The following is a 24,431-nucleotide window of genomic DNA, read 5'->3' on the forward strand; positions in this document are numbered from 1 at the left end:
TATGAAGCAATTATTTGACAAGATGGCGCCGATTTTTGAAAAAGGCGGCAAATTAGAAGCCCTTTATCCGGTTTATGAAGCGGCTGCAACGATTTTTTATAGCCCGAATTATGTGACTGCGCGTCCTTCGCATGTGCGAGACCCGATTGACTTAAAAAGGGTTATGATTCTGGTGTGGCTGGCGGCTTTCCCTGCGATGTTTTTCGGCTGGTATTTTGCCGGTTCTCAAGCCGCTTTAGCCGGCGGGATTGAACGCGGCTTTTTCGGCAATTTGATTGCCGGCGCGATTCTGCATTTGCCTGTCTATATTGTGACTTTCGCGGTCGGCGGCTTTTGGGAAGTCTTATTTGCTATTGTGCGCAAACATGAAGTTTCGGAAGGCTTTTTCGTTACCTCGATTCTGTTTTCTTTGATTCTGCCGCCTAGCATTCCTTTATGGCAAGTAGCGCTTGGTATCAGCTTCGGCGTCGTTATCGGCAAAGAAGTCTTCGGCGGCACAGGACGCAACTTTATCAATCCGGCTTTGGCAGGGCGTGCGTTTTTATATTTCGCCTATCCTGCGCAGATGTCCGGCGATAAGGTATGGGCCGGCACCGAGCAATATGTGGACGGCTATACCGGCGCGACTCCTTTGTCGCAAGCGGCGGCAGACGGCATGTCTTCGCTTAATCTGAGTTGGTGGGATGCTTTTATCGGCAATATGCCCGGCTCGGTAGGCGAAGTTTCTACCTTTGCCATTTTATTAGGCGCGGCATTTTTGCTGATTACCGGTATCGCTTCTTGGCGCATTATGCTAGGCACCTTATTAGGCTGCGTTGCCACTTCATTGCTGTTTAATATCATTGGCAGCGAAACCAATCCGATGTTTGCCATGCCGTTTTGGTGGCATATCGTCTTAGGCGGATTTGCCTTTGGTGCGGTGTTTATGGCGACTGACCCTGTCACGGCATCTGTAACGAATACCGGGCGTTATGTTTTCGGTTTCCTGATTGGCATGATGACGGTCTTGATTCGCGTGGTCAATCCGGCCTTCCCTGAGGGAATTATGTTGGCAATTATTTTTGCGAACATTTTTGCTCCTACTATCGATTATTTTGTGATGAACGCCAATATCAAGCGTCGTAAGGTGAGAACTCATGTCAGCTGAAAATAAATCTCTCGATATTTTTAAATTCGCGGGTATGGTGTGTTTAGCCTGCTCATTAGTGGTCTCTGTTTCGGCGGTCGCTTTGCGCGGTTTGCAGACGCAGAATGCGAATAATGAAATGAAGATTAATATCCTGCGCGCTGCCGGTTTGGCAGGCGCGGATGAGAAATTGTCTGCGGCAAAAATTGATGAAAAGTTCAAGGAAGTTGTACCGGTAGTGGTTGAGCTTGCCACAGGAGAATTGGATAAGAGCAAGAATCCTCTGGAATATAAAATGTATGCGGCGGCGCAAAATAATCAAGACGGGCGCGCATTAAGCGAAGATCCCGCCAATATCAAGCGCATCGCCAAACACGGCTCGGCTTATGTGTTGCTCAAAGGCGATGACATCGACCGTTTGATTTTGCCGATTCAAGGTTACGGTTTATGGTCGACGATGTATGGTTTTACCGCCTTGACCTTTAAAAATGAGCAGCCGGAGATTGCGGGCATCACTTTCTATCAACAAGCTGAAACGGCAGGTTTGGGATCGAGAATTACCGAGCCGGCTTGGCAAAGCAAATTTGAAGGTCGCCTGCCTTATGACAGTAATGGTAAGCCGCAACTGGAAATTGTCAAAACAAAGAGCAGTTATGACGACAATCAAGTCGAGGCGATTGCCGGCGCTACGTTAACCAGTAAAGGCGTTGAAAATATGATGAATTTCTGGTTGGGTGAGCAGGGCTATCAGCCTTTCGTCGAGCGGATTGTCGGCGGTGAAATCGACGCGCAGGCATTGCGCGATGCCAGTCAAGCTGCTGCAGCACAAGATCAATAATGGGGTGTGCACATGAGTGAAAAAACATATTCGTATAAAGAAATATTACTAGCGCCGATTTTTGCGAATAATCCGATCGGTTTGCAAGTATTGGGTATCTGTTCTGCTTTGGCGGTAACGGGCAGCATGAAAACGGCTTTTTTGATGAGTTTGAGTTTAACGGCGGTAACTGCCTTTTCAAATTTATTTATTAGCCTGATTCGTAACCGTATCCCTAACAGCATCCGGATTATTGTGCAAATGACGGTGGTTGCTTCTTTGGTAATTTTAGTTGATCAGTTGTTGAAAGCTTTTGCCTTTGAATTGTCTAAGCAACTTTCTGTTTTCGTCGGTTTGATTATTACCAACTGTATTGTGATGGGACGCTTGGAAGCCTATGCCATGTCTAATCCGCCTTTACCTAGCTTGATGGACGGTATCGGTAACGGTTTGGGCTATAGCGCGATGCTTTTGTCCGTAGGTACGGTACGCGAGATTTTCGGCAGCGGCACATGGTTCGGCATTCCCGTATTGCCTACCGTTGAAAGTGGCGGCTGGTATTTGCCTAACGGTCTGATGGTATTGCCTCCTAGTGCCTTCTTTGTTATCGGCTTGCTGATTTGGGCTTTGCGTACATGGAAAAGCAATCAGGTCGAGCCGCGCGAATACGTGGAAGCAAAAGCGGCTAAACCACTGGTCGGCGGGCATCCGGCGCATCATTAAGGAGTTAAGGCAATGGAACATTATATTAGCCTCTTTGTTAAATCAATTTTTATTGAAAATATGGCACTGTCCTTTTTCTTGGGCATGTGTACTTTCTTAGCCATTTCCAAAAAAATCAGCACGGCAATGGGATTGGGAGTTGCGGTTATTGTGGTGCAAACTCTGACTGTGCCGCTGAATAATCTTCTCTATACCTATCTGCTCAAAGAAAACGCGGTATTGTGGCAGAGCTTGGGCATGAACGTGAATTTGAGCTTCCTCGGTTTGATTGCCTATATCGGCGTGATTGCCGCGATGGTGCAAGTTTTGGAAATGTTCTTAGACAAATACGTACCGGCGCTTTACGCCGCTTTGGGGATTTTTCTGCCGCTGATTACGGTGAACTGCGCGATTATGGCGGGGTCTTTGTTCATGGTTGAGCGTAATTATAATTTCGGCGAGTCGCTTGTCTACGGCGTAGGCGGCGGTTTCGGTTGGGCTTTGGCGATTGTGCTTTTGGCCGGCGTACGCGAAAAATTACGTTACGCCGATGTGCCTAAAGGATTGCAAGGCTTAGGAATTACCTTTATCGCCACAGGTTTGATGGCATTAGGCTTTATGTCTTTCTCCGGCGTGCAGCTGTAAGCGAGGAAACAATGGAAATTATTTACGGAATACTCATTTTTACCGGCTTGGTACTGCTCTTAGCTGCGGTTATTTTAGTGGCGAAGAAATGGTTGGTGCCGGAAGGCAATATTAAAATCATCGTTAACGGCGAAAAAGAAATCGACGTACCGGCGGGCGGCAAATTGCTCGGTGCTTTGGCTGACGGCGGCATTTATGTGTCTTCGGCTTGTGGCGGCGGCGGCAGCTGCGGTCAGTGTCGCGTTAAGGTGACCGAGGGCGGCGGCGAGATTTTGCCGACCGAACTCAACCATATTACCAAGCGCGAAGCGCGCGAAGGGGAGCGTTTGTCTTGCCAAGTGGCGGTTAAGCGCGATATGCATGTGGAAGTCGAAGAATCTATTTTCGGTGTGAAAAAATGGGAATGTACGGTTATTTCTAATGATAACAAGGCGACTTTTATCAAAGAATTGAAATTACAAATTCCGGACGGCGAATCGGTGCCTTTCCGTGCCGGCGGCTATATTCAGATTGAAGCTCCGGCACATGAGATCAAATATGCCGACTACAAAGATAATATTGCGGCCGAATTCCATGAAGATTGGGATAAATTTGATTTGTGGCGCTATGTTTCAACAGTGAATGAGCCGATTATCCGTGCTTACTCTATGGCGAACTATCCTTTAGAAGAAGGCATTATTATGCTTAACGTACGGATTGCTTCTCCGCCGCCGCGCGGTCCTGAAGGCATTCCTCCGGGTAAGATGTCGTCTTATATTTGGTCATTAAAACCCGGTGATAAAGTGATTATTTCGGGACCTTTCGGCGAGTTTTTTGCCAAAGAAACCGAGGCGGAAATGGTCTTTATCGGCGGCGGCGCAGGTATGGCGCCGATGCGTTCGCATATTTTTGATCAGCTTAAACGTATTGGAACCAAGCGTAAAATCACTTTCTGGTATGGCGCGCGTTCTAAGAAAGAAATTTTCTACAAAGAAGATTTTGATGCTTTGGCGGCAGAATTTCCGAATTTCACTTGGCATATTGCGCTTTCGGATGCTTTGCCGGAGGACAATTGGACAGGTTATACCGGCTTTATCCATAATGTGGTGTACGAACAGTATTTGAAAGACCATCCGGCACCTGAAGATTGCGAATATTATATGTGCGGTCCGCCGATTATGAACAAATCCGTGATTGAGATGTTGCATAATTTGGGCGTTGAAGATGACAACATCATGCTTGATGACTTCGGCGGTTAAGCGAATGCGTTTTGCACAATGGAAAATGCCACTGCTTTTTGCAGTGGCATTATGCTTTTTATCGGCTTGTGCGGAAGAAGCATCATCTAATTTGCAGGTTTTGCGGGGACAAACAATGGGTACGTATTGGCAAGTCAGCATTGCGGAGAAGCATTTGCCGATTGAAGCTTCTGCCTTACAAACAGGGATTGAGGCGGAATTGGCGGCAGTCAATCAGTCGATGTCCACCTATATTCCCGATTCGGAACTGATGCGCTGGAATCGGCAACGCGGCAGCGAAGCGCAAACGATCAGCCCAGAATTGCGTCATGTCGTCGCGAAAGCCCTGCAAATTAGCGCGCAAAGCGAAGGCATGTATGATGTAACAGTCGGGCCCTTAGTTAATTTATGGGGATTCGGTCTTGATAAAGTGCAAACGGCACCCGATGAGGATACGATAGTGGAAGTGCTGTCTTATACAGGTTATCAGCATCTGCAATTAAGCGCGGAGGGGCTGGCAAAAGACCATCCGCAAACTCAGATTGATTTGTCTTCGATTGCCAAAGGTTACGGCGTGGACAGAGTGGCCGATTATTTGCAGCGGCAAGGATTGCAGCATTTCATTATCGACATCGGTGGCGAAGTGCGTATGCAGGGTAACCGTTTTGGACAGGCATGGCGCATCGGTGTGGAAATGCCCAAGCATAGCGGTTCGCGCGAATTGGAAAGTGTGATTCGCGTGCAAGATCGGCAATTATCGATGGCGACTTCCGGCAATTATCGTAATTTTCTTAATTACGAAGGCATGCAAGCGGTGCATACGATTAACCCTAAAACCGGCAAAGGCGCACAATCTTCGCTGCTTTCGGTAACCGTATTGCACGAAGACTGCATGAGCGCCGATGCTTATGCAACGGCGTTAATGGCATTAGGCGACAGACAGGCAGAAGATTTTGCCACTCGATACGATTTGGCGGTATTATTTATTTTTGCGGGCGAGCAGGCGGGCGAATTCACATTGCGCACGAGTCCGCGTTATGAATCTGTATTAAAAGGAGACAATCCATGATTGAGGCACTGCTTATTTTTATTGTATTTGCATTGGTAATGTTGGGCATGGCAGTAGGTGTGATGTGCGGACGCAAGCCGATTGCGGGCAGCTGCGGCGGTTTAGGCGCAGTCGGTGTGGAGCGCGCCTGCGGCTGTAAAGACGTATGTAAAAACGAGGAAGTGACGGAGCAAAAGAGTGCTAGGCAATCGTCTGATACGCAGATTTATCGTCCTTAATCTATATTCATATCAAAACAATAAACGATTTTTATCTGTCGGTTTAAACAATAAGGAATCTAACACTTTAGCTTTTCGTCTTTACGATGAATTGACGATATTGAAGTAAGGTGCAAGTTCTTGTCCTGATGTTGAAAATATTGCCGTAAGTAATTTGATAGCCGGATAAGCGAAAAAGTCATGCCAAAGCAGAGAAGCGCAGACAGTACGAAGAGTACTACAGCGTTTGGCTCGCTTTGCCATGCGCTACAATAGTAAAGCTTGATATTTTTTAGGTGTGCAACTTTGTCATGAATTGACTATACCCGACCAAGAAATTGACGATATTGTCGCTTTCTTGTCATCTTTGACCGGTGAAATAAGTGCTGAAGCGCGCACATTGCCGATTTTGCCAAAATCAGAATTTACGCCTCGCGGATTGATGCCGCCGGCACCTGAAAAAGAAGGCATGCAATAAGTTTTTTGAATAAGCTAAGACCTTTGCCGGATTCTGTATGTATGGGAATGTGGCAGAGGTCTTAATTTTTTGTAGTCGAAGCATTGAAAAAGTATGGCGGCAAGATCAAGTCTTGCATTATTTTTCCGCTTCACCGGCGCTAATCTGTGAAAGCCGTATTTGTTTTACGCTGTCGCCGCTCGGTGCAAATTGCGCCAGTATGCGGCTATCCCCCGTGCTGAACCATTCGTGTTGCGCCTGATGCGGCGGTTGCGGGTTGAGCAGTTGCGCGGCGGTGAGTATGCGGCGGGTGTGGCGGGCGACGGCGGCGCCGCTGTCGATGATGTTAACCTGCGGCAATCGCGCCGCCAATTGTGCGCGCAAATAGGGGTAATGGGTGCAGCCCAGCACCAATTGGTCGATACCTGCGGCGGCAAAGGCGCTACAGTGCACATCCAATAATGCCGCCATTTCCTTACTGTGCAATTGATTGTTTTCAATCAGTTCGACCAATCCGCTGCCGCTGCGCGCCAGCAGTTTGATGCCTTTGCTTTTTACATGGTTTTCCACGCCGGCAAGGAATTTTTCGCTTGCCAAAGTGGCTTTGGTAGCGAGTACGCCGATGCTGCCGCTGTGTGTGGCAAGGGCGGCGGGTTTGACGGCGGGTTCGACGCCGATAATCGGCAGGCGGTATCGGCTGCGCAATGCGGCGGCGGCAAGGGCGGTGGCGGTGTTGCAGGCAATGATGATGAGTTTGCAGCCGCGCTCGATGAGAAAGGCGCAGTCGGCTTCGCAGAGGGCGAGGATTTCGGACGGACTTTTGTCGCCGTAGGGTGCGTTGGCATTGTCGGCGAGGTAGCAGGTGTTTTCCTGCGGTAATTCGGTTTGCAGCGCCTGCCAAATACTGCTGCCGCCGATGCCGGAATCAAATAGTCCGATGGCTGCCGATGACATGGCTTTCCTTGTAAAGGGCTTCTAGTGCTTGGCAGAGCGGCAGCAGTTGCCGTTCGCTATCATGGCTCGGGCTTTGTTCCAAGCGCCGAATGTAGGCACTAAGGGCATCGGGTTTTTCTTTGCCGTACATGATATTGAGGAGCGGTTCTAGGGTGCTGTCGCTGAGGGCGTTTTGCTGTCCGCGGTGTGCCGCCAAGGCGGAGAGGCGCGAGACGAGGCGGTAGTTTTCCTGCACGGCGTTCATGGCTTGGCTTTGCTGCTGTTCGGTGGCGAAGCCGGCAAGGGCGGCGGCTTGTTCATGAACGCGACGACGGCTGGCGCGGTAGGCAAGGTCGTCGCGTTGTTCTTGATGGAGTTGCGCGCTAATCACGGCAAGATAATCGGCATTGGCTTGCAGGGCGTTGCGGATGAGTTGCGGTAAGGATTGGTAGCGCCGTTCGGGAAAAATCCATTGCACGCAGCTCCAAGCGATTGCCGCGCCGAGCAGGGTATCGAAAACCCGCCGCCAAACGGCACCGCCCAAATTAACGTCTATCAAAGCAAAGCCGATAAAGACTTGTACGGTAATGAAAAAGGTGGAAAAGCTGTAGTTGCGGGCGCGGAAGTAAAAGAAAAAGGTGTTTGCCAGCACTAATAAGCTCAGCAGGGTGATGCGTTCCGGCGCCAATAGGGGCAATAAACCGCCGACCAGTACGCCGATTAAGGTGCCGATGATGCGTTGCACCAGTTTGCTGCGCGTAGCGGCGCGGTTGGGCTGGCAGACGAATACGGCGGTGAGCAATATCCAATAGCCAAGGTGCAGGTCTAGGCTTTCAACGATTATCACGCACAGGCAACTCATCAGGCTCATGCGCAAGGCATGGCGGAAAAAGGGCGATTGGGCGTGCAGATGGACGCGCAGGCGCTGCGGAATTTGCCGCCAATCGGAGAGTTGGTTGTTGTGCAGGCGGTCTTGCGCGTGCATGGCGCTGTCCTGTGCCTGCTCTGTTTTGCCTAATTTTTCCAATTGCAGGCTGATTTTTTCCAGATTTCGCAGTACGGCGGCAAGGCTGTGTTCTTGCGGCGCTTGGGCGAGATGATGCTGCCAAGCCTTGTGCAAACCGACTTGCGCGCGCAACAAGGCGGGCGGGCAGTCAAAGCTCTGTTCTGCGGCAAGGGCTCGGGCATAGGCACGGCAAGCCTGCGCCTGCAAATGAATCAGGCGTTCGATGCGAAAGAGCAAATCGCTGTGCGGCAGGCGCGTCAGCAGGTCTTGATAATCGACGTGCGCGGCGCTGATGCGTTCGTGGATGTCCTGCGCGCTGAAAAAATCTTGCAGTTGGCGGCGGCGCAAAGGCGACATTTTGCCGCCCGCCAAGCGGTTGAATAATACGTCGCGGCTGTGGTTAAAGGCTTCCGCCACTTTGCCGGTCAGACCGGCGAGGCGGTATTCCGCTGCCGTCAATTGCGCTTTTTCATCAGGCGCGAAGAACAGGGCTTTTTCGTCCATATAATCCGCCAATACGCGAAAAGAGGCGGCAAGACTTTGCTGCACGGGGTGGTTGGGGAAGAGTAATTGAAAGCCCAGCATGCTGGATTGGCAAATCAGCGCACCGAGCATAATCAGCAGCGGATTGGCATACCAAGGCAGGGCGGCATTGTCTGCCAGCAAGGTGTATAGCGCGACGACAAGGCTGCAAAAGCCGATGGTGCGGTAGCGCGTATCGATTGCCCCGAGCATGGTGCTGAAAAATGCCAGCACCGCCATGAGCAGGAATAAGGCGAGGGGATAGGCTTGGCTGATTTGCACCGCTAAGGCGCACAGTCCGAAAGTCGGCAAGATGATGAAGAGATTGCGCACACGACCGCCGGCGCGGTGATCCATATCCGCCAATCCGCCGGCAATCACGCCCAGCACCAATGCAATGGCGGCTTCCCGCAAATCCAAGCGCGCAATCAGCCATGCCGTGAAGGCAAAAGCGGTAAAAATCGGCAAAGTATGCAGAATCAGCGGCGGCAGGCGGAGGGGTTTCATCATATGTCCTTTCTGGGGATCAAGGTTTGGGATTATACGCCTCTTTGCAAGGGCGGGAGAAAATGCGCGGCGCATTGGGCAATCGCGTAAAATAGTTTTTCTTTTTTGCCCTGCTTTTTTGGAGCTGCGCTTGTGTTGTCGCCTCAGTGCGTGCAAAATTCATCAAATTTCCTTACTGGTTGAAACCCCTCCCTTTAGGGAGGATAATCTTGTGGGAGAGGCGTAACCTCTTCCAATTCAGGGCAACACACAGAGCAACGCTTTATGTGTCGCTCTGTGTGTTGAAACATTATTCAAATTATTGTTTTTAAAGACTAATGAGATTTTATGCAGGTGATTGCCCAAATTAAAGAAGTGCGCTGCGGACGGGCTAAGGATTTTGCCCGCGGCAGCCGAAGTGCGATAGAGAAATCGCCGCAAAGGGGGGCGGTAGCAGTAGGCGAATTGGGTTTGGCAGGCGATGAGGTCGGCGATACGACAGTGCATGGCGGTATTGATAAGGCGCTGCATTGCTATGCTTTTGAACATTATGCCTATTGGCAGAGCATATTGCCGAAGACAGCCGTTCCCTTGCAGGCGGGGGCTTTCGGTGAGAATTTAAGCCTTATCGGACTGACAGAGGGGCAGGTTTGCATAGGCGATATATGGCGGATGGGCAGCGCCGAATGTGTCGTCAGTCAGGGGCGGCAACCTTGCTGGAAATTAAACGAACGGTTTGCGGTGGCGGATATGGCGCTGCGAGTGCAGGAAAGTCTGCGCTGCGGTTGGTATTTGCGCGTGCGGCAAACAGGCGCGCTGCAAGCCGGTGATCAGGTGTATTTGCTAGAGCGTCCGTATCCCGAATGGTCGATTGAGAGGATACTGGCAATCATTCATCAAGGTGTTTGCGATGCCGCGCTGCTGCAATCCCTGTTGGATTTGCCGCTGCCGCCTTCATGGCAGCGACTGTTTAGCCGCCGTTTGCAAACGGGAGCAGTGGAGGATTGGCAGCCGCGTTTGTTCGGCAAGACGGTTTAGCAGGAATAGCCGCAATCATGCGGCGGCTTTATTTATGAATGTCCTTCTTCATCCTGAGGAAGCAAAAAGGCATTAATGCCGTTTTCGCACCATATTTTTTTCTCGCTGAGGGTGGCGGCAAGCAGAGCATCGTTTTGCGCCAAGCCGGCGCGGTCGGCTTCCGGATGCCATAGATGGTAGGCAATGCCGCCGAAGCGTAAATTGGCGCGTTTGATGCCTTGATGATAGAGGCGGGCGACAAATTCGCTGTCTTCTCGTCCCCAGCCGACAAAATCATTATTAAAACCGTTAACGCTAAGGGCATCGGCGCGGAAAAAGCCCATGTTGCAGCTTTTGATGTTTTTTAAGAGTTGGTTTTCTTGCTTGAGACTTGCGCGCATCAAACTGGGAAAACGCAAGGCGGAATGGCGTTTCAATATGCCTTGCGCATAAAAAGGCAGAGAGAAGGGTGCTTGAATCGGCGTATTGAGTATCTTTTGGCTGAGTGTCGGGTTGAGCAAAACGCGGCTGCCCTGAATAAGCAGTCCTTTTTTAGCGGCGTATTGATGATCTTGCAGAAAATGCGGGTGTAAAATCAGGTCGCCGTCAATGATGACGATGTAATCGCTGTGGGCGGCGGCTATGGCGCGATTGCGTGAGGCGGCGGCGCGAAAGCCTTGGTTTTCCTGCCAGATATGGCGGATGGGGATGGCGCTGCGGGCAGTATAGGCTTGGATGAGGGCGGCGGTTTCTGCCTGGGAGCCGTCGTCGGCAATCAGGATTTCTTGCGGCGGCAGGCTTTGTTGCAGTGCGCTTTCCAAGACGCGGGACAGGGCATCAGGGCGGTTATAGGTGGTAATGACGAGCGAAATGGGCAGTGCTTGATTGGCTTCGGCAAGTTTGATGTATTTCAGATAGGAGTTGAAAGCATTGTTATTGGCGATGACAAAGCCATCTCTGCCGTATAAAAATCCCCGTTTAAATAAATAATTTTTTATCCATGCGAAAAGCCCGTGCGTTAGGGCTTGCCATGCGCCGGTTCTTTGTCTGTATTGGCGATCTTTTGTAAAGAGATCGGTATAAAATTGGCTTTTATCCAACAAATCTTTCACGCCGGCAGATGAATAGTGCAGAAGCAGTCCCGGCAAAGATTGTATTTGGCTATCTGATTGAATTAATAGGCGTTCGTGGACGTAATTATCTGAAAAGCCTGTGTGGCGGCGGTGATAGAGGCGCGTAAGATAATCGGGATACCATGTGCAGGCTTTAATCGCGCGTCCGCGATAATGATTGAGGCGCTCAAGGCAGAAGACTTGTTTGGGGTTGTCCAAATCCAGTGCGCTAATGGCATTAAGCAGTTCGGTATCGGGGATTTCATCGCTGTCGATGCTAAAAATCCAGTCGTTTCGCGCCAATTGTGCCGCCAGATTCTTCATGGCGCCGAAACCGAGAAATTCATGCTGTTCGATGCGGCAATTGGGATAGCCGGCAGCGATGGTCAGACTATTATCAGTCGAGCCGTTGTCCAGCAACAGTACTTCATCAAAATCGCGTAGGCTGTCCAGCACTTGCGGCAGATATTTTTCCGAGTTTTTGCACAAAATGGTGGCGCTGATAGGGATTTTTTTCGGCATTACTGCGTTCCCGTATGCCCGAAGCCGCCTTCGCCGCGTTCGGAGGCGCCAAATGCCGCGACCGGCAGGAGAGTGGCGCGGGCGACGGTTTGGAACATCAATTGGGCGATGCGTTCGCCTAGTGCGATGGTGTAAGGCGTTTGGCTGCGGTTCCACAGCGGTACTTTGAGTTCGCCTTGGTAGTCGCTGTCAATCAGCCCGACCAGATTACCCAGAACAATGCCGTGTTTATAGCCTAGTCCCGAACGCGGCAGCACAAGGGCGCAGTAATCGGGATTGCCGATGTGAAATGCCAGCCCTGTGCCGATGAGCCGACATTCGTTTGGGGTAAGTGTAAGGCTTTCGCCTTCAAAGACGGCACGTAAGTCCATGGCGGCGCTGCCGGCGGTGGCGTATTCGGGCAGGGCGATGCTAGTGCCGATGCGGGGGTCAAGGATTTTGTATTCAATGGCTAACATGGAGAGTCTCTTGGTATTGCTTAAGAATGTGATCGAGCAGCTGCTCGGCTAATGCGGTTTTACTTGCCGGCGGCAGGGAGATTTCTTCTGCGGCGCTGATGAGGTGGATGTGATTATGGTCGCCGCCGAAGGGTTGTTCGCGGACATTATTGGCAAGGATGAGGTCCAGCCCTTTTTTCTCGCGTTTGCGGCGTGCATATTCCAGCAGATGCTCGGTTTCGGCGGCAAAGCCGATGGTAAAGGGGCGGTTTTCTTGCAGCGCGGCAACGTCGGCGACGATATCGGGATTTTCAACCAGTTCGATGCTAAGTGTGCCGTGTACGTCTTTTTTCTGTTTGTGTTCGGCGATGTGTTTGACGCGATAATCCGCTACCGCCGCCGCGGCAATGAAGATATCACTTTCGACGGCGGCCTGCAGGGCGGCAGCATGCATTTCCACGGCACTTATCACGGGAATAAGACGGCAATGCGGCGGTGCGGCGAGGGCGGTCGGGCCGCTAATCAGGCTGACTTGCGCACCGCGGGCGGCAGCGGCGGCAGCAATCGCATAGCCCATTTTGCCGCTGCTGTGATTCGAGAGATAGCGGACGGGGTCAATGGCTTCGCGGGTCGGGCCGGCGGTAATACACAGGCGGATGCCCTGCCAGTCTTGACGCGTATTCAAAATACGCTTAAGTGCGGCGATAATTTCTTCAGGCTCTGCCATGCGCCCCGGCCCTGTTTCGCCGCAGGCTTGCGCGCCGATGCCGACCGGCAAGAGATGATGTTTGGCGCGGTGGCTAAGAGTGGCGATATGCGCTTGCGTAGCGGGATGCGTCCACATCAGATGATTCATGGCAGGGGCGATGAGAATATCTGCGGCACTGGCAAGATAAAGGGTGCTGAGTAGATTATCCGCCAAGCCGAGCGCGAGTTTGGTCAGCGTATTGGCGGTGGCGGGCGCGATGATGAGGACATCCGCCCAGCGCGACAGTTCGATATGCCCCATGGCGGCTTCGGCTTGGCTGTCAAATAAATCGCTGCGCGGCGTTTCGCCGCTGATGGCTTGCAAGGTATGGGTGCTGACAAAATGCTGCGCATGCTCGGTCAGCACGCATTTCACTTCATGTCCCTGCTGCGTGAGTTGCCGCGCAAGCAAGACGCTTTTATATGCCGCAATGCCGCCGCAAATACCTAATAATATTTTTGCCATCAATCCGTTCCAGTCGCTAAAAGCCCTTGCAAGTCAGGCGAAAGGCAGTATTCTATCCTGCATGGATAGGAAAACAAACTCTCTTACGCAATCCTCATCAGCAGATATGCCGCGTGAGCGGCTATTGTCGCAGGGCGCACAGGCTTTGGCGGATTATGAATTATTGGCTTTGCTGCTGCGCACGGGCGGCGGCGGTCGTTCCGTTTTGGCATTTGCTCAACACATTTTGCAGCTGCGCGGCGGACTGGTGGGCTTATTGCGCTCGGAGCAGGCGCATTTGCAGCCGATTAAAGGTTTGGGCAATGCCAAAATTGCGGAGATTCTTGCGGTGGCGGAATTGGCAAAACGTTTTCTCACCGCCCAATTGCAAGAGCGGCAATGGCGTTTTCAGTCCGCCGACGATGTACGCGATTTTTTATTGATGCACTATAAGGGTTTGGCGCAGGAGGAAATGGGCATTTTGCTGCTGGATGGCGGACATCAATATCTTGGTTTTGTGCAGTTTCGAGAACAGTCCGCGCCGAATGAAATCCCTATTTCCTTGCGCGAGCTGCTGCGCCAAGTTTTGCAGCATAATGCGGCGGCAGTGATTTTGGTGCATAACCATCCTAGCGGCAGCATTGAACCTTCGCAAGCCGATAGAGAAACGACGCAGCGGATTGACGATTTGTTAAACTCAATACAAGTGCGCCTTTTGGATCATTTTATTGTATGTGGCAATCAAATAATTTCTATGCGTGAGAGCGGCTTTTGGTAATATAATAAAAACTTTTATAAATGGAATCGGGAGAGGCTAATCTCTTCCGATTTAGGACAACACATAGAGAGACGTTTTATGTGTCGTTCTGTGTGTTGAAACATGGAGAGTAGAAAATGTTAAAAACCGCTCTAATTGTAGATGATTCCCGTCTGGCACGCTTGACGCTCAAGCGCCTGCTGACTCAATATGATATTCAAGTTTCCGAAGCCGAGGGCGTGGTCGATGCCGAACGTTGGATTCAGCATAACCTTATGCCAGATATGGTCTTTATGGACGTCATGATGCCGGAGATTGACGGCTTTGAAGGATTGGAGCGTATGCGCGCCAATCCTGAAACGCGCCATGTGCCGGTGATTATGTATTCCGGCGATATTTCCGAAGAAGCGCGCAAAAAAGCGCGTGATCACGGCGCGACAGGCTATTTGCCCAAACCGGCGGATGCCAACCGCCTCGATCATTTGCTCAATGCGCTTAATAAACGCAGCAAACCGACGCAAATACCGGCTGCAGCGCCTACACCGCCTGTTGAAAAAGCCAAACCTGCCAAACCGGCAAATATTTACGGCAAAGCGACAAGTCTGAGCGGTGACAGTCCTTTTGAATTGACGCAGGAAAACTTTGCTCCGGCGCATCAAACTTTTGAGGAAGCGCCACCGCCGCGTGCCGCAGTAAGAGAAGCGCCGCGCGAAGCGGAAATGCCGGTCTTGCAAGAAAGCGTCATGCCGATTGCGCCGGCTGCTGCAGCCTTATCGCCCGAAATTTTATCGCGCTTGGATGATTTGGAAGCCCGCTTGAATGCCGCACAACAAGCCGGCAGACCTAGTGCGCCGAGCACTCCGCCGGAAGTGGCTCAACGCCTCAACCGCTTGGAAGAAAAACTGAGTGCGCAAAGCAGCAATGCCGCCTTGTTGGATTTTAGCGCCGATGTCGAGCGTCAGCGTCTGGATGTCATTTATTTGCAAAGACAAGTCGCTAAATCCGAGCAATTGGGCAAAGTGGCGGTCGGCCTTGCCGCTTTAGGACTGTTGATTGCTTTGGCGGCGGTCATTCGTTCGATGTTATAAACTTAGATTTGTGCGCCTTCTCACGCTCTGCTTTATTTTAGCCGCCGTTGCGATAGTAAGCAGTTTTTTCTCCCTAGGCGCATGGTCCTTAAGCATCATGCTGCTGATTGTATTGCTATGGCAATATCGCCAGCAGCATATTCTTTTGTCTTGGATGAGGACAGGCGCCAAGAAATTGCCGCCGGATCTCAGCCTTCCTTATGATGAAATAGCCGCCTGCCATTATCGCGCACGCGAACAGTCGCGCAAACGCAAACACCGCCTGCAAGGCTTTTTAAGCGTTTATCACCGCGTGGTTAATAATATTTCCCGATGTGGCGCTGATTATCGAGCAGCAGGGGCGTCTGCTCGGTTTTAACCGCAAGGCGCAGGAAATTTTAGGACTGGACCGCCGCTTGGATATCGGCAATAAAGTCGATTTCATGTTGCGCGGCGAAGGGGCAGAAGGATTTTGGGAACGTATGCAGTCTGCCGACAGTGTCTTATTGCGCTTATTCTCCGAGTCCAATTATGTGCTTGAATTCGTGCAATTGCCTTTTCAAAAAGGCGAGGGCTGTTATTGGCAAGGGATGTGAGCAAATATTATCAAGAGCAGGCGCGACGCAAAGCCTTTGTCGAAAATGCCTCACATGAGCTGAGAACGCCGCTTACCGTTTTATGCGGTTTCTTGGAAATTATGCAGCATCAAGAGGATATACCGGAGAAATGGCAGATGCCCCTGTAGGAAATGCGCAGCCATAGTCTGCGTATGCAATCCTTGGTAGAAGATATGCTGCGTCTGGTGCAGTTGGAGAACGGCGCGCGCGCCGTTCGTGCACAAGACTTGGATTTACAGCCTTGGCTGAAGCGTTTGATCGCAGAAATCAATGGACAATTTCCTGAGAGCGTTGGTATCGTTCTTGAAGAAATGGAGGATGTTATAGTCAAAGAATTGAAAAAGTATTACGGCGTTGGCTCGCCTTGCCCGTACGCTCTTGTACTGTCTGCGGCTCGCCGCCTTGTATTACTTTTCACTTCTCCGACTATAGAAGCGCACGGCGGTGAGTTGCAGATTACTTCGCAAGAAGGTAAGGGCAGTCGCTCTATAGAGGGCAAACCATTTGCGATTAGGTGCGCGGAATACGGCATAGTCGGGAAAGCCTTGCCATAGGTATTCCGCTTGGACGTGGTAAGTGTTTTCGATATGTCGGAACAGTGAACGGGCTTGCATTATTCGACTAAATGACGAATATCGACCACGGCTTCTTGTCCGAATGCCGCGCTTTCGCAATAAGCCAAAAGGGTGGCGGCGGTACTGGGCGCGCTTTGCAATGCGCCGTCTTGCTGCAAATCGAGAAAACGCTGCCGAATGGGGAAATCGGTATTGGCACGAATTTCCGCCTGCATGGCGGTATCAATCACGCCCGGAGCGATGCTGACCGCCTGAATATGCGGCTGCGCTTCGGCGGCGATATTGCGGGCATGATGGTCAAGCGCGGCTTTGCCGGCGCCATAGACCGACCAGCCGGCATAGCTTTTATGTGCGGCACCGCTGCTGATATGTACGATACGCAGCCGCTGCGCTAATGCGGCGGCGGCATCGGCGAGCATTAGGGGCGCGCTGACGTTTAGGGCGACAGCTTGGGCAATGGCTGCCGCGCCCTGCCGTCCCAGTAAGTGAGCCGGCTCTTGCGTGCCGGCGCAGTTAAACAGCCATAGTTCTTGCCCTTGGCAGAATTGCGCAAATGCCGCGCTTTCCAGCCATTGCTGCAAGGCAGCGCTATCGCTTAAATCCAAGGCAATTTGCTGCAATTGTCCGCCGTATTGCGCGGCGAGTGTGGCATTGCTGCGTCTGGCGATGCCGCAAACCTGTGCGCCCTGCGCCAGTAAGGCGGCGGCGAGTGCTTCTCCGAGTCCGCTGCTGTGTCCTGTGATGATGGCTTGTTTAATCATTCTGCGCTTCCTTTGCCAATAAGGCGTCTGCCAATCGGGCGAAACCTGCGCCGTCTAGGTTTTCGGGGCGCAGGGTCGGGTCAATATCGAGTTGCTGCAATGCTTCGCTGCTAAACCAATGCGACAGCGATTTGCGCAGCATTTTGCGCCGCTGGGCAAAGGCGGTTTTTACCACTAAGGCAAAATGCGCCGGCGATTGCACCGCCCATTGCGGTGCGGCACGCGGCACGAGTCTGACGACCGCGCTATCGACTTTCGGCGGCGGATCAAAGGCTTCGGGCGGAATATCAAAAAGCGATTCGGTTAGCAAATATTGCTGCAACATCAAACTCAAACGTCCATAGTCTTTGTTATTCGGCTGGGCGACAATCCGCTCCACCACTTCTTTTTGCAGCATAAAATGCATGTCTTGGATGTGTTGGCGCTGCGCGAGGCAATGAAAGAGTATGGGAGAGGAAAGGTTGTAGGGCAGATTGCCGATGATACGCAGCGGTGCCGCCAGTCCCAAATCGGCAAAATCCACCGTCAGTACATCTGCTTCGATAAGATTGAGTTTGCCGACCGCCGCCGCTTTGCGCGCCAAAGGCGCCAATACGCGGCTGTCGAATTCGATAGCGGTCAGCGCGCCGGCTTTGGCAAGCACGGGTAAGGTCAGCGCCCCCAAGCCCGGCCCGATTTCGATGATGCGCTCGTCGGGCTGCGGATAGATGGCACTAAGCATGTCGCCGATCACATGATCGTCGGCTAGGAAATGCTGCCCTAAATGTTTGGCGGCGCGGACTTCAGCCATGCTTATTCCTAGTAAATGCGGATATAGGCATTTTGCCGTGCTTCGATAATGCGGCGCTCCCATGCCTGCTGCATGGCGCTTTGGTAGAGGCTGGCACGGATGCGTTCGCGCAGCATGTCTTCGCTGCGATCCACTTGTTCGCGCTCATAGACTTTCAAAATATGCCAGCCGAAGCTGCTTTCAAAAGGCGCTTGCAGGCTGCCCAGCGGCGCTTTAATCATTTGCTCGGCAAAACGCGGTTCAAGGGTGTCGGCGCTCAACCAACCCAATTCGCCGCCGCGCAGGGCGGAAGCGGGGTCTTGCGAGTATTGCTGTACCAAAGTCGCGAAATCCGCGCCTTGTTGAAGCGCGGCATAAATTTGCTCGATGGCGGCTTTTGCCGCTTGAGGGTTGTGCGGATTATGGCGAATCAGGATATGCGCCATCCGTGCCTGCGGCACGATATAGCCTTCGCCGCCCGCTACCGAGGTACTGACGACTTTCAGGAAGTGCATACCGTCGGCATCGACCACCGGTTTATTGACCATTTGACCGCCGCGCAAACCCGCCACGGCACTAGCAAAGCGCAGGGGAATTTGCCCGATATTGACTTGTCCCAAATCGACCAGTCTGGCTTCGGGAATCTCCGCCGCCGCTTGGCTTAAATCATTGTTATGCGCGCGCAAGGCATCTGAAATGCGAGCGAGGGTTTCGGCAATCGCGGCGCCGCGTTCTTCCACCGGCAGATTAGGCACGGGCAGCAGCAGATCTTGCAGATGTATGGTGCTGCCTTCGCGGCGGGCGATTTGGGTTAATTGATCATTGATTTGCGCGGATGTGATACTGACTTGATTGCCCACTAAGGCTTCCTGCAATTTGGCTTGACGGATTTGCTCCGCCACGCTTTGCCGGTATTGCTGCGCATTCATGCCGGTTTGCTTTTGCACTTGGCTCTGCAAATCGGCAGGGCTGAGCTGATTTTGCTCGGCAACGCGCATAATGCCTTCATCAATCTCTTCATCGCTGACCTGCACTTGATATTGCTGCGCTAATTGTTCAATCACATGCTGAATAATCACGCGATCCATCAGCAGTTCTTGCAACTGCGTACCTGATAAGGGAATATCGCGCGGTAAAGCGGCGCGGGCGGCGGTCAGCTCTTTTTCCAATTGACGGCGGCTGATTGCTTCTTGATTGATAACCAAGGCAATCTCGTCAAGCGGCTGTGCCTGCGATTGGGCATATTCCGCCTGCGGACCGAATTGCAGGTTTTGCGCGCCGGCTAAGAGCGGGCAAAACATGAGGAATACAAGGCGCTTCATAAATTTTTCTCCTGCGGTAGGGGGGTGAAACCAGTGAGTTGCTTGTTCAATAATTTGCCGGTACGGCTGCCCATATTGCCCAAGCCTTTGAAAATAAATTCTAAATAAACAGCATTATGATGTTTGAGGCTGTCCGGTTCGTCGCGGTAATGCCGCCCGGCCACGCGCCATGCCCAACAGCAATCGTCGTATTCCACGCCCAACATGGTATTAAAGCCGCGGTTTTCGCGCAGGGAATAGTCATAGCGTCCGAAAACGCGCCACTGCGGAGCAAAACGCCAGCCGCTGCCGATGCTTAATTGGTCGTAGTCGTTTTGATTGTAGCGGTGTCCGAAATGGATATAGCGGTCGGTGTCGAGGTTATAGCGCACATCGACGATGTTGCGCTCGTTTCGCCGCTGATTGGGGTTCCAGAAGGATAATCCGTATAAAGACCAATGGCTGTCAAAACGGTATTGCCCTTCCGTGACCAAGACGGAATTGTTATCCGCCACTTTGGTATTATTGTTCAGCCCTACGCGGCGCTCGTTGAAATATTGGATTTGACCGATGGAAAAACGTGCTTTTTCAAAGCCGTCCTCATCGCGGTAAAAACGCGAGGTGAGGGCGGTGGTCAATTGATGCGCATCGCCGATTTTATCGCCGCCGCTAAAGCGGTTACGAGCAAAGAGCCAGCTCCAAGATTTGGTCAGCTCGTCGCTGTCGAAATTAGGGATGTCGCTTTGGTCTTTATAAGGCGTGTAGAGATAAAACAGACGCGGCTCCAAGGTTTGGGTGTAGCCCTCGCCGCCCCAAGTGAAGGCGCGCTCGAAAATTAAGCCGCTGTCAATGCTCAGCGTAGGCATGACCAAGGTTTTATTGCCGTCGCGGAAACGTCCGTTTTCAGGATGGAACATATAATGACGCGCCGAGAGGCTGATTTTCGGCTCGATAAAGCCGTAGCTCGCGCCCAGTCGGTAGGCGGCTTCCGCATTCAGGGAAAAACGGTTGGCATCGCCGTAATCGTCTTTGGCAAAGCGCACCGCTTCGCCGCTCACGCCGAAGCGGAAATTGTCTTCACGCCAGTCTTTGCTGTATAAAATCTGCGGCATGCGGCTATAGGGCGTGCTGTGTTTACTGACATCGGGGCTGACGCGTTTGTAATCCTGCACGCGCAGCATCAGATTGCCCCAGTCGCCCGAGCCGCGCAGACGCGCATAGCGGTCAAGATACCATTTGTCATATATATCCAGCTCGCCGCGCAAGTCTTTTTGGTAATCGATATCGGAGACGTCTTGATAATGCAGATCGAAAGTCCAATTCGGATTGATGTCGTAGCGGTATTTTGCCGCCATTTGCCAGCGGTTGTTATGATCGTATTTGGCGTCCGAAGGCAGAATCGCGCCGCTGATTTCTCCTGAGTGCTTTTCGGTCAAAAAGCGGTATTCCGCGCCCAGCATTAAGCCGCGTTTGCTCATCGGATGCAAAGTGAAAGTCGCGTCTTGATTGGGTGCGATGTTCCAATAATAGGGAATTTCCATTTCCAAACCGCGTTGATCCGAAGAGCCGATGGAAGGGGTTAAAAAGCCTGTGGCGCGGTCGTCGGTGGTCGGAAAGCTGAAATACGGCAGCCAGAATACCGGCGTATCCGCCACGCGGAAAGTCGCGTCGCGCGCCACCGCACGGTTGACATTATTGTCGATTTCCAAAGTGCGGGCTTTTAACTGCCAAGTGGGATCGACGCGTTCGCAAGTCGACCAAGTCACGTTTTCCAAATGATCGATATTGCTGCTGCGATCAATCACGGCTTTTTCGGCATGACCGTTGCTGCCGTGATCGCCTGCCGCTGTGGTTTTAGGACTGAGATAATAATCGGCGTCGGCAAAGGTCAGGCGGTTTTCCTGCATGAAATACTCGCCGTCTTTGCCTTGTACGGCGGCAGTCGGCATGCCCACAATCACGCCCTCGGGCGCGGCAATATGTTCGCTTTCGCGCACATATTTCACATTCGGCGCAAAAATGTATTTATCCCCTTGGCGAACTTTAACCTCGCCCTCGAAATTCGCGGTCAGAAAATCGCTTACCGAGCTGTCCGACTCCACATGCACGCGATTATCCGAGACGTCGCCGCCCAAGCGCGTATATTGCATTAAAGGATCCACCGCGCATTGATGCGCCCACAAACGTAGCGGCAATAGAAATGCGCCACAGGCAAAAAAGAAGGCTATTCTGTGCAAAACCGCCACCCAATCAAAATGAAAAACGCTATTCTAGCAAACCGCGCCGCATCTGTGCATTCTCGTTTTTGCCCTCATGCGCTATCATATTGCTTTCAGCCAGTAATCACCGGAGCCACCATGAGCCATACTTCTCTTTTACGCCCGCAACGCGCCCTAATCAGCGTATCCGATAAAAGCGGATTGTTGGATTTCGCCCGCCGCTTAAACGCCTTAAACATCGAGCTGCTCTCCACGGGCGGTACCGCCGCTGCTCTGCGCGAAGCCGGCATTGCGGTTAAAGACGTTGCCGAACACACCGGTTTTCCCGAAATTATGGGCGGACGCGTCAAAACCCTACATCCGAAAATTCACGGCGGCATTTTGGCGCGCCGCGGCACAGACGAAGCCGTGATGGCGGAAAACGGTATCGGGGCGATTGATTTGGTGGTCGTTAATCTGTACCCCTTCCGTCAGACGATTAAAAAAGCAGGCGTAAGCCTCGAAGAAGCGGTGGAAAACATCGACATCGGCGGGCCTTCCATGCTGCGTTCCGCGGCGAAAAATCATCGCGATGTGGCGGTAGTGGTCAATCCCGGCGATTATCCCGCCGTCATCGCCGCGATTGAAAACCAAGGCATTTCGCAGGAAATGCGTAATCAGCTCGCCGTCAAAGCCTTCACGCATACCGCCGACTACGACCGCGCGATTGCCGTTTATCTGTCTAATCAATACGACAGCGAAAACGATGATTTTCCCGAACAACTCAGCCTTCATTTCCAACGCAGCGAAATCTTGCGCTACGGCGAAAACCCGCACCAACGCGCCGCCTTCTACAAATCCAACCGCCCCAGCGGCAACAGCCTCGCCGGTGCCAAACAGCTGCAAGGCAAACAACTCTCTTATAATAATTACGCCGACAGCGATGCCGCCCTGCGCGCGGTCTTGAATTTTGCCGACTGCGCCTGCGTAATCGTCAAACATGCCAATCCCTGCGGCGTGGCGCAAGGCATCAATCCGCAAGAAGCCTACGAACGCGCCTATCGTACCGACCCGACCTCCGCTTTCGGCGGCATCATCGCCTTTAACCGCGCGATTGACGCCAACACCGCCAAAGAAATCATCAGCCGCCAATTCGTAGAAGTCATCCTCGCGCCGGTATACAGCCCCGAAGCGCTGGAAGTTTTTGCGCAAAAGCCGAATATCCGCGTCTTGGAAATCAAAAACGACGGACACAGCACGCAGGAATGGCAAATCCAAAGCATACAGGGCGGCATCTTGGTGCAGGATTGGGACAGAGGCACAATCGCGCAAAGCGACATCAATATCGTCAGCGAACGCGAGCCCAGCCATAGCGAAATCAGCGACCTGCTCTTTGCATGGCGGGTGGTGCGTGCCGTGAAATCCAATGCCATCGTGCTGGCGAAAGACTTAGCCACCGTCGGCATCGGCGCAGGACAAACCAGCCGTGTCTATTCCGCCAAAATCGCCGCCATGAAAGCCGCAGACGAAGGATTAAGCCAAAGCGAACTCGTGCTTGCCAGCGATGCCTTCTTTCCCTTCCGCGACGGCATCGATGCCGCTGCCGCCGGCGGCGTGAGCGCCATCATTCAGCCAGGCGGCTCCATGCGCGACCAAGAAGTCATTGATGCTGCCAACGAACACGGCATTGCCATGATATTCACCGGTATGCGCCATTTTCGTCATTAATCGCTGAACAAGACTCGCCTTATCTGATCATGAGCAAGATAAGGCGGGCTGATATTTATAGTCAAAGAATTGAAAAAGTATTACGGACTTGGCTCGCCTTGCCGTACGCTCTTGTACTGTCTGCGGCTCGCCGCCTTGTACTACTTTTTCACTTCTCCGACTATATGATATTCAGTCGATAGTAATGATCTGAAAATGCTTGTGCTTTCCAAGGTTTGGCTTAGTCATTTTAAAAGAAAGCGCATGTTGGGCATGTTGATGCAATTTCAATATATAAAACATGTTATTCGACTGACATTTTTCTTCTATGCACAAAATTCTCAAATCGATTGTTAAAAATATTCTGCAATTTGCCTTGTTCTTGGCGGTCTTAAGTGTTGCCGCGGATTACTGGCGTCGTCCTTCTGCACCTTTGGATGCCGCTGCGCATCCGCTTTCTACGCTATCCGGCAGTTCGCTTACCTTGGCGCAGCACAGTAGCAATCAAACGGTGCTGTTGTATTTTTGGGGCAGCTGGTGCGGCATATGCCGCCATACTTCTCCGGTGATACAGAAACTGCATGAAGACGGGGTGGCGGTTTTAGGCGTGGCGGTGCAGTCGGGCAGCGATGCCGATATTCGCGCTTATTTGGATAAGCAGGCTTGGCATTTTGACAATATTAATGATGCCGACGGCAGTTTGTCGCGGCAATGGCAAATGCAGGTTACGCCGACTATCGTGCTGGTGCGTCAGGGGCGGGTGCTACACAGCACCACCGGCTTGAGCAGCTATTGGGGATTAAAAATGCGTTTGATGTTGGCGGGGTGGCGGCATTAGGGGATATGCTATCGTTGAAGGATTGAAAAAGTATTACGGACTTGGCTCACCTTGCCGTAGGCTCTTGTATTGTCTGCGGCTCGCAGCCTTGTATAGTCGATTCATGACAAATACGAACATTATATTTTCAACCTTAGCTTAGGACGTTTACGCTAGAAAGCACAGGTCATGACAAATTGTGTTGGATGTAAATATTTAAGCTGCTGATTTATAGAGAAGCAGGTCGGATTTTTAAATCCGACAAATTTATATTTTAAGTAATGTCGGATATAAGTATCCGACCTGCCCTACTGAAAAATGATTAATTTTGCCATGAATTTACTATACTTTAATTTTCACTTCTCCGACGATAAAGAATGAAAAATACGGCGGGTTTGCCCCACC

Annotated in this window: 25 protein-coding genes and 1 pseudogene; 16 read left to right on the forward strand and 10 right to left on the reverse strand. The window is 51.9% G+C overall.

What is annotated here, in order from left to right; all coding sequences use genetic code 11:
• Position 1 precedes the first annotated feature (1 nt).
• Genes DYC63_RS04920 through nqrM form a run of 7 tightly spaced genes read left to right on the forward strand, consistent with a single transcriptional unit; the run spans position 2 to position 5,794 of the window.
• Entirely contained in the window at positions 2-1,147 is a 1,146-nt protein-coding gene (locus DYC63_RS04920) for an NADH:ubiquinone reductase (Na(+)-transporting) subunit B (protein WP_115218220.1), read from the forward strand.
• Positions 1,137-1,964: a Na(+)-translocating NADH-quinone reductase subunit C gene (locus DYC63_RS04925; protein ID WP_115218221.1), complete on the forward strand. Its 828-nt coding sequence runs from the start codon at positions 1,137-1,139 to the stop codon at positions 1,962-1,964. The genes DYC63_RS04920 and DYC63_RS04925 overlap by 11 nt, the downstream gene beginning before the upstream one ends.
• Positions 1,965-1,976: 12 nt before the next feature.
• A complete protein-coding gene (locus DYC63_RS04930) occupies positions 1,977-2,666 on the forward strand; it encodes an NADH:ubiquinone reductase (Na(+)-transporting) subunit D (RefSeq protein WP_115218222.1) in 690 nt (229 codons plus the stop codon).
• Positions 2,667-2,678: 12 nt separating this feature from the next.
• Entirely contained in the window at positions 2,679-3,290 is a 612-nt protein-coding gene (gene nqrE, locus DYC63_RS04935; protein ID WP_115218223.1) for an NADH:ubiquinone reductase (Na(+)-transporting) subunit E, read from the forward strand.
• Between the two features lie 11 nt (positions 3,291-3,301).
• Positions 3,302-4,528 carry an NADH:ubiquinone reductase (Na(+)-transporting) subunit F gene (nqrF, locus tag DYC63_RS04940; protein WP_115218224.1) on the forward strand — a complete coding sequence of 409 codons (1,227 nt, stop codon included), beginning with the start codon at positions 3,302-3,304 and terminating at the stop codon, positions 4,526-4,528.
• On the forward strand, positions 4,494-5,576 hold the full coding sequence (locus tag DYC63_RS04945; RefSeq protein ID WP_115218225.1) for an FAD:protein FMN transferase: 1,083 nt from the start codon (positions 4,494-4,496) through the stop codon (positions 5,574-5,576). The genes nqrF and DYC63_RS04945 overlap by 35 nt, the downstream gene beginning before the upstream one ends.
• Positions 5,573-5,794 (forward strand): (Na+)-NQR maturation NqrM, encoded by a 222-nt coding sequence (gene nqrM / locus DYC63_RS04950; RefSeq protein ID WP_115218226.1) that lies wholly within the window; start codon positions 5,573-5,575, stop codon positions 5,792-5,794. Before DYC63_RS04945 ends, nqrM begins: the two co-directional genes overlap by 4 nt.
• A gap of 574 nt (positions 5,795-6,368) precedes the next feature.
• Here nqrM and murI read toward each other — a convergent pair.
• A complete protein-coding gene (gene murI, locus DYC63_RS04955) occupies positions 6,369-7,184 on the reverse strand; it encodes a glutamate racemase (protein ID WP_115218227.1) in 816 nt (271 codons plus the stop codon).
• Positions 7,156-9,198: a YccS family putative transporter gene (yccS, locus tag DYC63_RS04960; protein ID WP_218564552.1), complete on the reverse strand. Its 2,043-nt coding sequence runs from the start codon at positions 9,196-9,198 to the stop codon at positions 7,156-7,158. Before yccS ends, murI begins: the two co-directional genes overlap by 29 nt.
• Positions 9,199-9,525: 327 nt before the next feature.
• On the opposite strand from yccS, the gene DYC63_RS04970 reads away from it, so the two are divergent.
• Entirely contained in the window at positions 9,526-10,215 is a 690-nt protein-coding gene (locus DYC63_RS04970) for an MOSC domain-containing protein (RefSeq protein WP_115218229.1), read from the forward strand.
• Between the two features lie 32 nt (positions 10,216-10,247).
• On the opposite strand, the gene DYC63_RS04975 is transcribed toward DYC63_RS04970, so the two are convergent.
• The 3 genes from DYC63_RS04975 to coaBC are packed head-to-tail and all read right to left on the reverse strand — an operon-like array spanning position 10,248 to position 13,478.
• The gene (locus DYC63_RS04975; RefSeq protein ID WP_115218230.1) at positions 10,248-11,828 is read right to left on the reverse strand and encodes a glycosyltransferase family 2 protein; all 1,581 of its coding nucleotides are present in this window, start codon (positions 11,826-11,828) and stop codon (positions 10,248-10,250) included.
• Positions 11,828-12,286 (reverse strand): dUTP diphosphatase, encoded by a 459-nt coding sequence (dut, locus tag DYC63_RS04980; RefSeq protein WP_115218231.1) that lies wholly within the window; start codon positions 12,284-12,286, stop codon positions 11,828-11,830. Before dut ends, DYC63_RS04975 begins: the two co-directional genes overlap by 1 nt.
• Positions 12,273-13,478 carry a bifunctional phosphopantothenoylcysteine decarboxylase/phosphopantothenate--cysteine ligase CoaBC gene (gene coaBC, locus DYC63_RS04985; RefSeq protein ID WP_115218232.1) on the reverse strand — a complete coding sequence of 402 codons (1,206 nt, stop codon included), beginning with the start codon at positions 13,476-13,478 and terminating at the stop codon, positions 12,273-12,275. The genes dut and coaBC overlap by 14 nt, the downstream gene beginning before the upstream one ends.
• Before the next feature lie 61 nt (positions 13,479-13,539).
• Between coaBC and radC the strand changes: the two genes are divergently transcribed.
• From radC to DYC63_RS05015, 6 genes are all read left to right on the forward strand, one after another.
• The gene (gene radC, locus DYC63_RS04990; RefSeq protein WP_115218233.1) at positions 13,540-14,235 is read left to right on the forward strand and encodes a RadC family protein; all 696 of its coding nucleotides are present in this window, start codon (positions 13,540-13,542) and stop codon (positions 14,233-14,235) included.
• 116 nt (positions 14,236-14,351) lie between these two features.
• Positions 14,352-15,302: a response regulator gene (locus DYC63_RS04995; RefSeq protein WP_115218234.1), complete on the forward strand. Its 951-nt coding sequence runs from the start codon at positions 14,352-14,354 to the stop codon at positions 15,300-15,302.
• A 10-nt stretch (positions 15,303-15,312) separates the two neighbouring features.
• Entirely contained in the window at positions 15,313-15,660 is a 348-nt protein-coding gene (locus DYC63_RS05000; protein ID WP_172459423.1) for a DUF3329 domain-containing protein, read from the forward strand.
• The gene (locus tag DYC63_RS05005; protein WP_115218236.1) at positions 15,617-15,877 is read left to right on the forward strand and encodes a hypothetical protein; all 261 of its coding nucleotides are present in this window, start codon (positions 15,617-15,619) and stop codon (positions 15,875-15,877) included. The genes DYC63_RS05000 and DYC63_RS05005 overlap by 44 nt, the downstream gene beginning before the upstream one ends.
• Positions 15,874-16,026, forward strand: coding sequence for a histidine kinase dimerization/phospho-acceptor domain-containing protein (locus tag DYC63_RS05010; protein ID WP_172459424.1), 153 nt, complete (start codon positions 15,874-15,876; stop codon positions 16,024-16,026). Before DYC63_RS05005 ends, DYC63_RS05010 begins: the two co-directional genes overlap by 4 nt.
• Before the next feature lie 3 nt (positions 16,027-16,029).
• Complete coding sequence (locus DYC63_RS05015) at positions 16,030-16,452, forward strand: ATP-binding protein (protein WP_147284926.1); 423 nt, start codon at positions 16,030-16,032, stop codon at positions 16,450-16,452.
• A gap of 59 nt (positions 16,453-16,511) precedes the next feature.
• Here DYC63_RS05015 and DYC63_RS05020 read toward each other — a convergent pair whose 3' ends face one another.
• From DYC63_RS05020 to DYC63_RS05035, 4 genes are read right to left on the reverse strand one after another with little or no spacing between them, the layout of a single operon-like run.
• Positions 16,512-17,234: an SDR family NAD(P)-dependent oxidoreductase gene (locus tag DYC63_RS05020; RefSeq protein WP_115218239.1), complete on the reverse strand. Its 723-nt coding sequence runs from the start codon at positions 17,232-17,234 to the stop codon at positions 16,512-16,514.
• On the reverse strand, positions 17,227-18,024 hold the full coding sequence (rsmA, locus tag DYC63_RS05025; RefSeq protein ID WP_115218240.1) for a 16S rRNA (adenine(1518)-N(6)/adenine(1519)-N(6))-dimethyltransferase RsmA: 798 nt from the start codon (positions 18,022-18,024) through the stop codon (positions 17,227-17,229). Before rsmA ends, DYC63_RS05020 begins: the two co-directional genes overlap by 8 nt.
• A gap of 8 nt (positions 18,025-18,032) precedes the next feature.
• Positions 18,033-19,325 carry a peptidylprolyl isomerase gene (locus tag DYC63_RS05030; protein ID WP_115218241.1) on the reverse strand — a complete coding sequence of 431 codons (1,293 nt, stop codon included), beginning with the start codon at positions 19,323-19,325 and terminating at the stop codon, positions 18,033-18,035.
• Positions 19,322-21,550, reverse strand: a complete 2,229-nt coding sequence (locus DYC63_RS05035; RefSeq protein WP_425452120.1) for an LPS-assembly protein LptD — start codon at positions 21,548-21,550, stop codon at positions 19,322-19,324. The genes DYC63_RS05030 and DYC63_RS05035 overlap by 4 nt, the downstream gene beginning before the upstream one ends.
• A gap of 111 nt (positions 21,551-21,661) precedes the next feature.
• On the opposite strand from DYC63_RS05035, the gene purH reads away from it, so the two are divergent.
• Positions 21,662-23,230, forward strand: a complete 1,569-nt coding sequence (gene purH, locus DYC63_RS05040) for a bifunctional phosphoribosylaminoimidazolecarboxamide formyltransferase/IMP cyclohydrolase (protein WP_115218242.1) — start codon at positions 21,662-21,664, stop codon at positions 23,228-23,230.
• A gap of 57 nt (positions 23,231-23,287) precedes the next feature.
• Here the strand turns inward: purH and DYC63_RS13720 are convergent.
• Positions 23,288-23,401, reverse strand: a pseudogene (locus DYC63_RS13720) (IS30 family transposase); the annotation flags it as partial.
• Positions 23,402-23,537: 136 nt separating this feature from the next.
• Between DYC63_RS13720 and DYC63_RS05045 the strand changes: the two are divergent.
• Complete coding sequence (locus tag DYC63_RS05045; protein ID WP_115218243.1) at positions 23,538-24,047, forward strand: protein disulfide oxidoreductase; 510 nt, start codon at positions 23,538-23,540, stop codon at positions 24,045-24,047.
• The last annotated feature ends 384 nt before the right edge of the window (positions 24,048-24,431 follow it).

Source organism: Suttonella indologenes (assembly GCF_900460215.1).
Lineage (GTDB): Bacteria > Pseudomonadota > Gammaproteobacteria > Cardiobacteriales > Cardiobacteriaceae > Suttonella > Suttonella indologenes.

Coding starts and splice junctions, on each gene's coding strand:
- murI (WP_115218227.1), bottom strand. CDS start 7,184: ATGTCATCGGCAGCCATCGGACTATTTGATTCCGGCATCGGCGGCAGC.
- rsmA (WP_115218240.1), bottom strand. CDS start 18,024: ATGGCTGAAGTCCGCGCCGCCAAACATTTAGGGCAGCATTTCCTAGCC.
- DYC63_RS04970 (WP_115218229.1), top strand. CDS start 9,526: ATGCAGGTGATTGCCCAAATTAAAGAAGTGCGCTGCGGACGGGCTAAG.
- DYC63_RS04995 (WP_115218234.1), top strand. CDS start 14,352: ATGTTAAAAACCGCTCTAATTGTAGATGATTCCCGTCTGGCACGCTTG.
- nqrE (WP_115218223.1), top strand. CDS start 2,679: ATGGAACATTATATTAGCCTCTTTGTTAAATCAATTTTTATTGAAAAT.
- nqrM (WP_115218226.1), top strand. CDS start 5,573: ATGATTGAGGCACTGCTTATTTTTATTGTATTTGCATTGGTAATGTTG.
- yccS (WP_218564552.1), bottom strand. CDS start 9,198: ATGAAACCCCTCCGCCTGCCGCCGCTGATTCTGCATACTTTGCCGATT.
- DYC63_RS05020 (WP_115218239.1), bottom strand. CDS start 17,234: ATGATTAAACAAGCCATCATCACAGGACACAGCAGCGGACTCGGAGAA.
- purH (WP_115218242.1), top strand. CDS start 21,662: ATGAGCCATACTTCTCTTTTACGCCCGCAACGCGCCCTAATCAGCGTA.
- DYC63_RS05030 (WP_115218241.1), bottom strand. CDS start 19,325: ATGAAGCGCCTTGTATTCCTCATGTTTTGCCCGCTCTTAGCCGGCGCG.
- DYC63_RS04930 (WP_115218222.1), top strand. CDS start 1,977: ATGAGTGAAAAAACATATTCGTATAAAGAAATATTACTAGCGCCGATT.
- DYC63_RS04920 (WP_115218220.1), top strand. CDS start 2: ATGAAGCAATTATTTGACAAGATGGCGCCGATTTTTGAAAAAGGCGGC.
- DYC63_RS05045 (WP_115218243.1), top strand. CDS start 23,538: ATGCACAAAATTCTCAAATCGATTGTTAAAAATATTCTGCAATTTGCC.
- DYC63_RS04945 (WP_115218225.1), top strand. CDS start 4,494: ATGACAACATCATGCTTGATGACTTCGGCGGTTAAGCGAATGCGTTTT.
- DYC63_RS04975 (WP_115218230.1), bottom strand. CDS start 11,828: ATGCCGAAAAAAATCCCTATCAGCGCCACCATTTTGTGCAAAAACTCG.
- radC (WP_115218233.1), top strand. CDS start 13,540: ATGGATAGGAAAACAAACTCTCTTACGCAATCCTCATCAGCAGATATG.
- DYC63_RS05015 (WP_147284926.1), top strand. CDS start 16,030: ATGCGCAGCCATAGTCTGCGTATGCAATCCTTGGTAGAAGATATGCTG.
- DYC63_RS04925 (WP_115218221.1), top strand. CDS start 1,137: ATGTCAGCTGAAAATAAATCTCTCGATATTTTTAAATTCGCGGGTATG.
- dut (WP_115218231.1), bottom strand. CDS start 12,286: ATGTTAGCCATTGAATACAAAATCCTTGACCCCCGCATCGGCACTAGC.
- nqrF (WP_115218224.1), top strand. CDS start 3,302: ATGGAAATTATTTACGGAATACTCATTTTTACCGGCTTGGTACTGCTC.
- coaBC (WP_115218232.1), bottom strand. CDS start 13,478: ATGGCAAAAATATTATTAGGTATTTGCGGCGGCATTGCGGCATATAAA.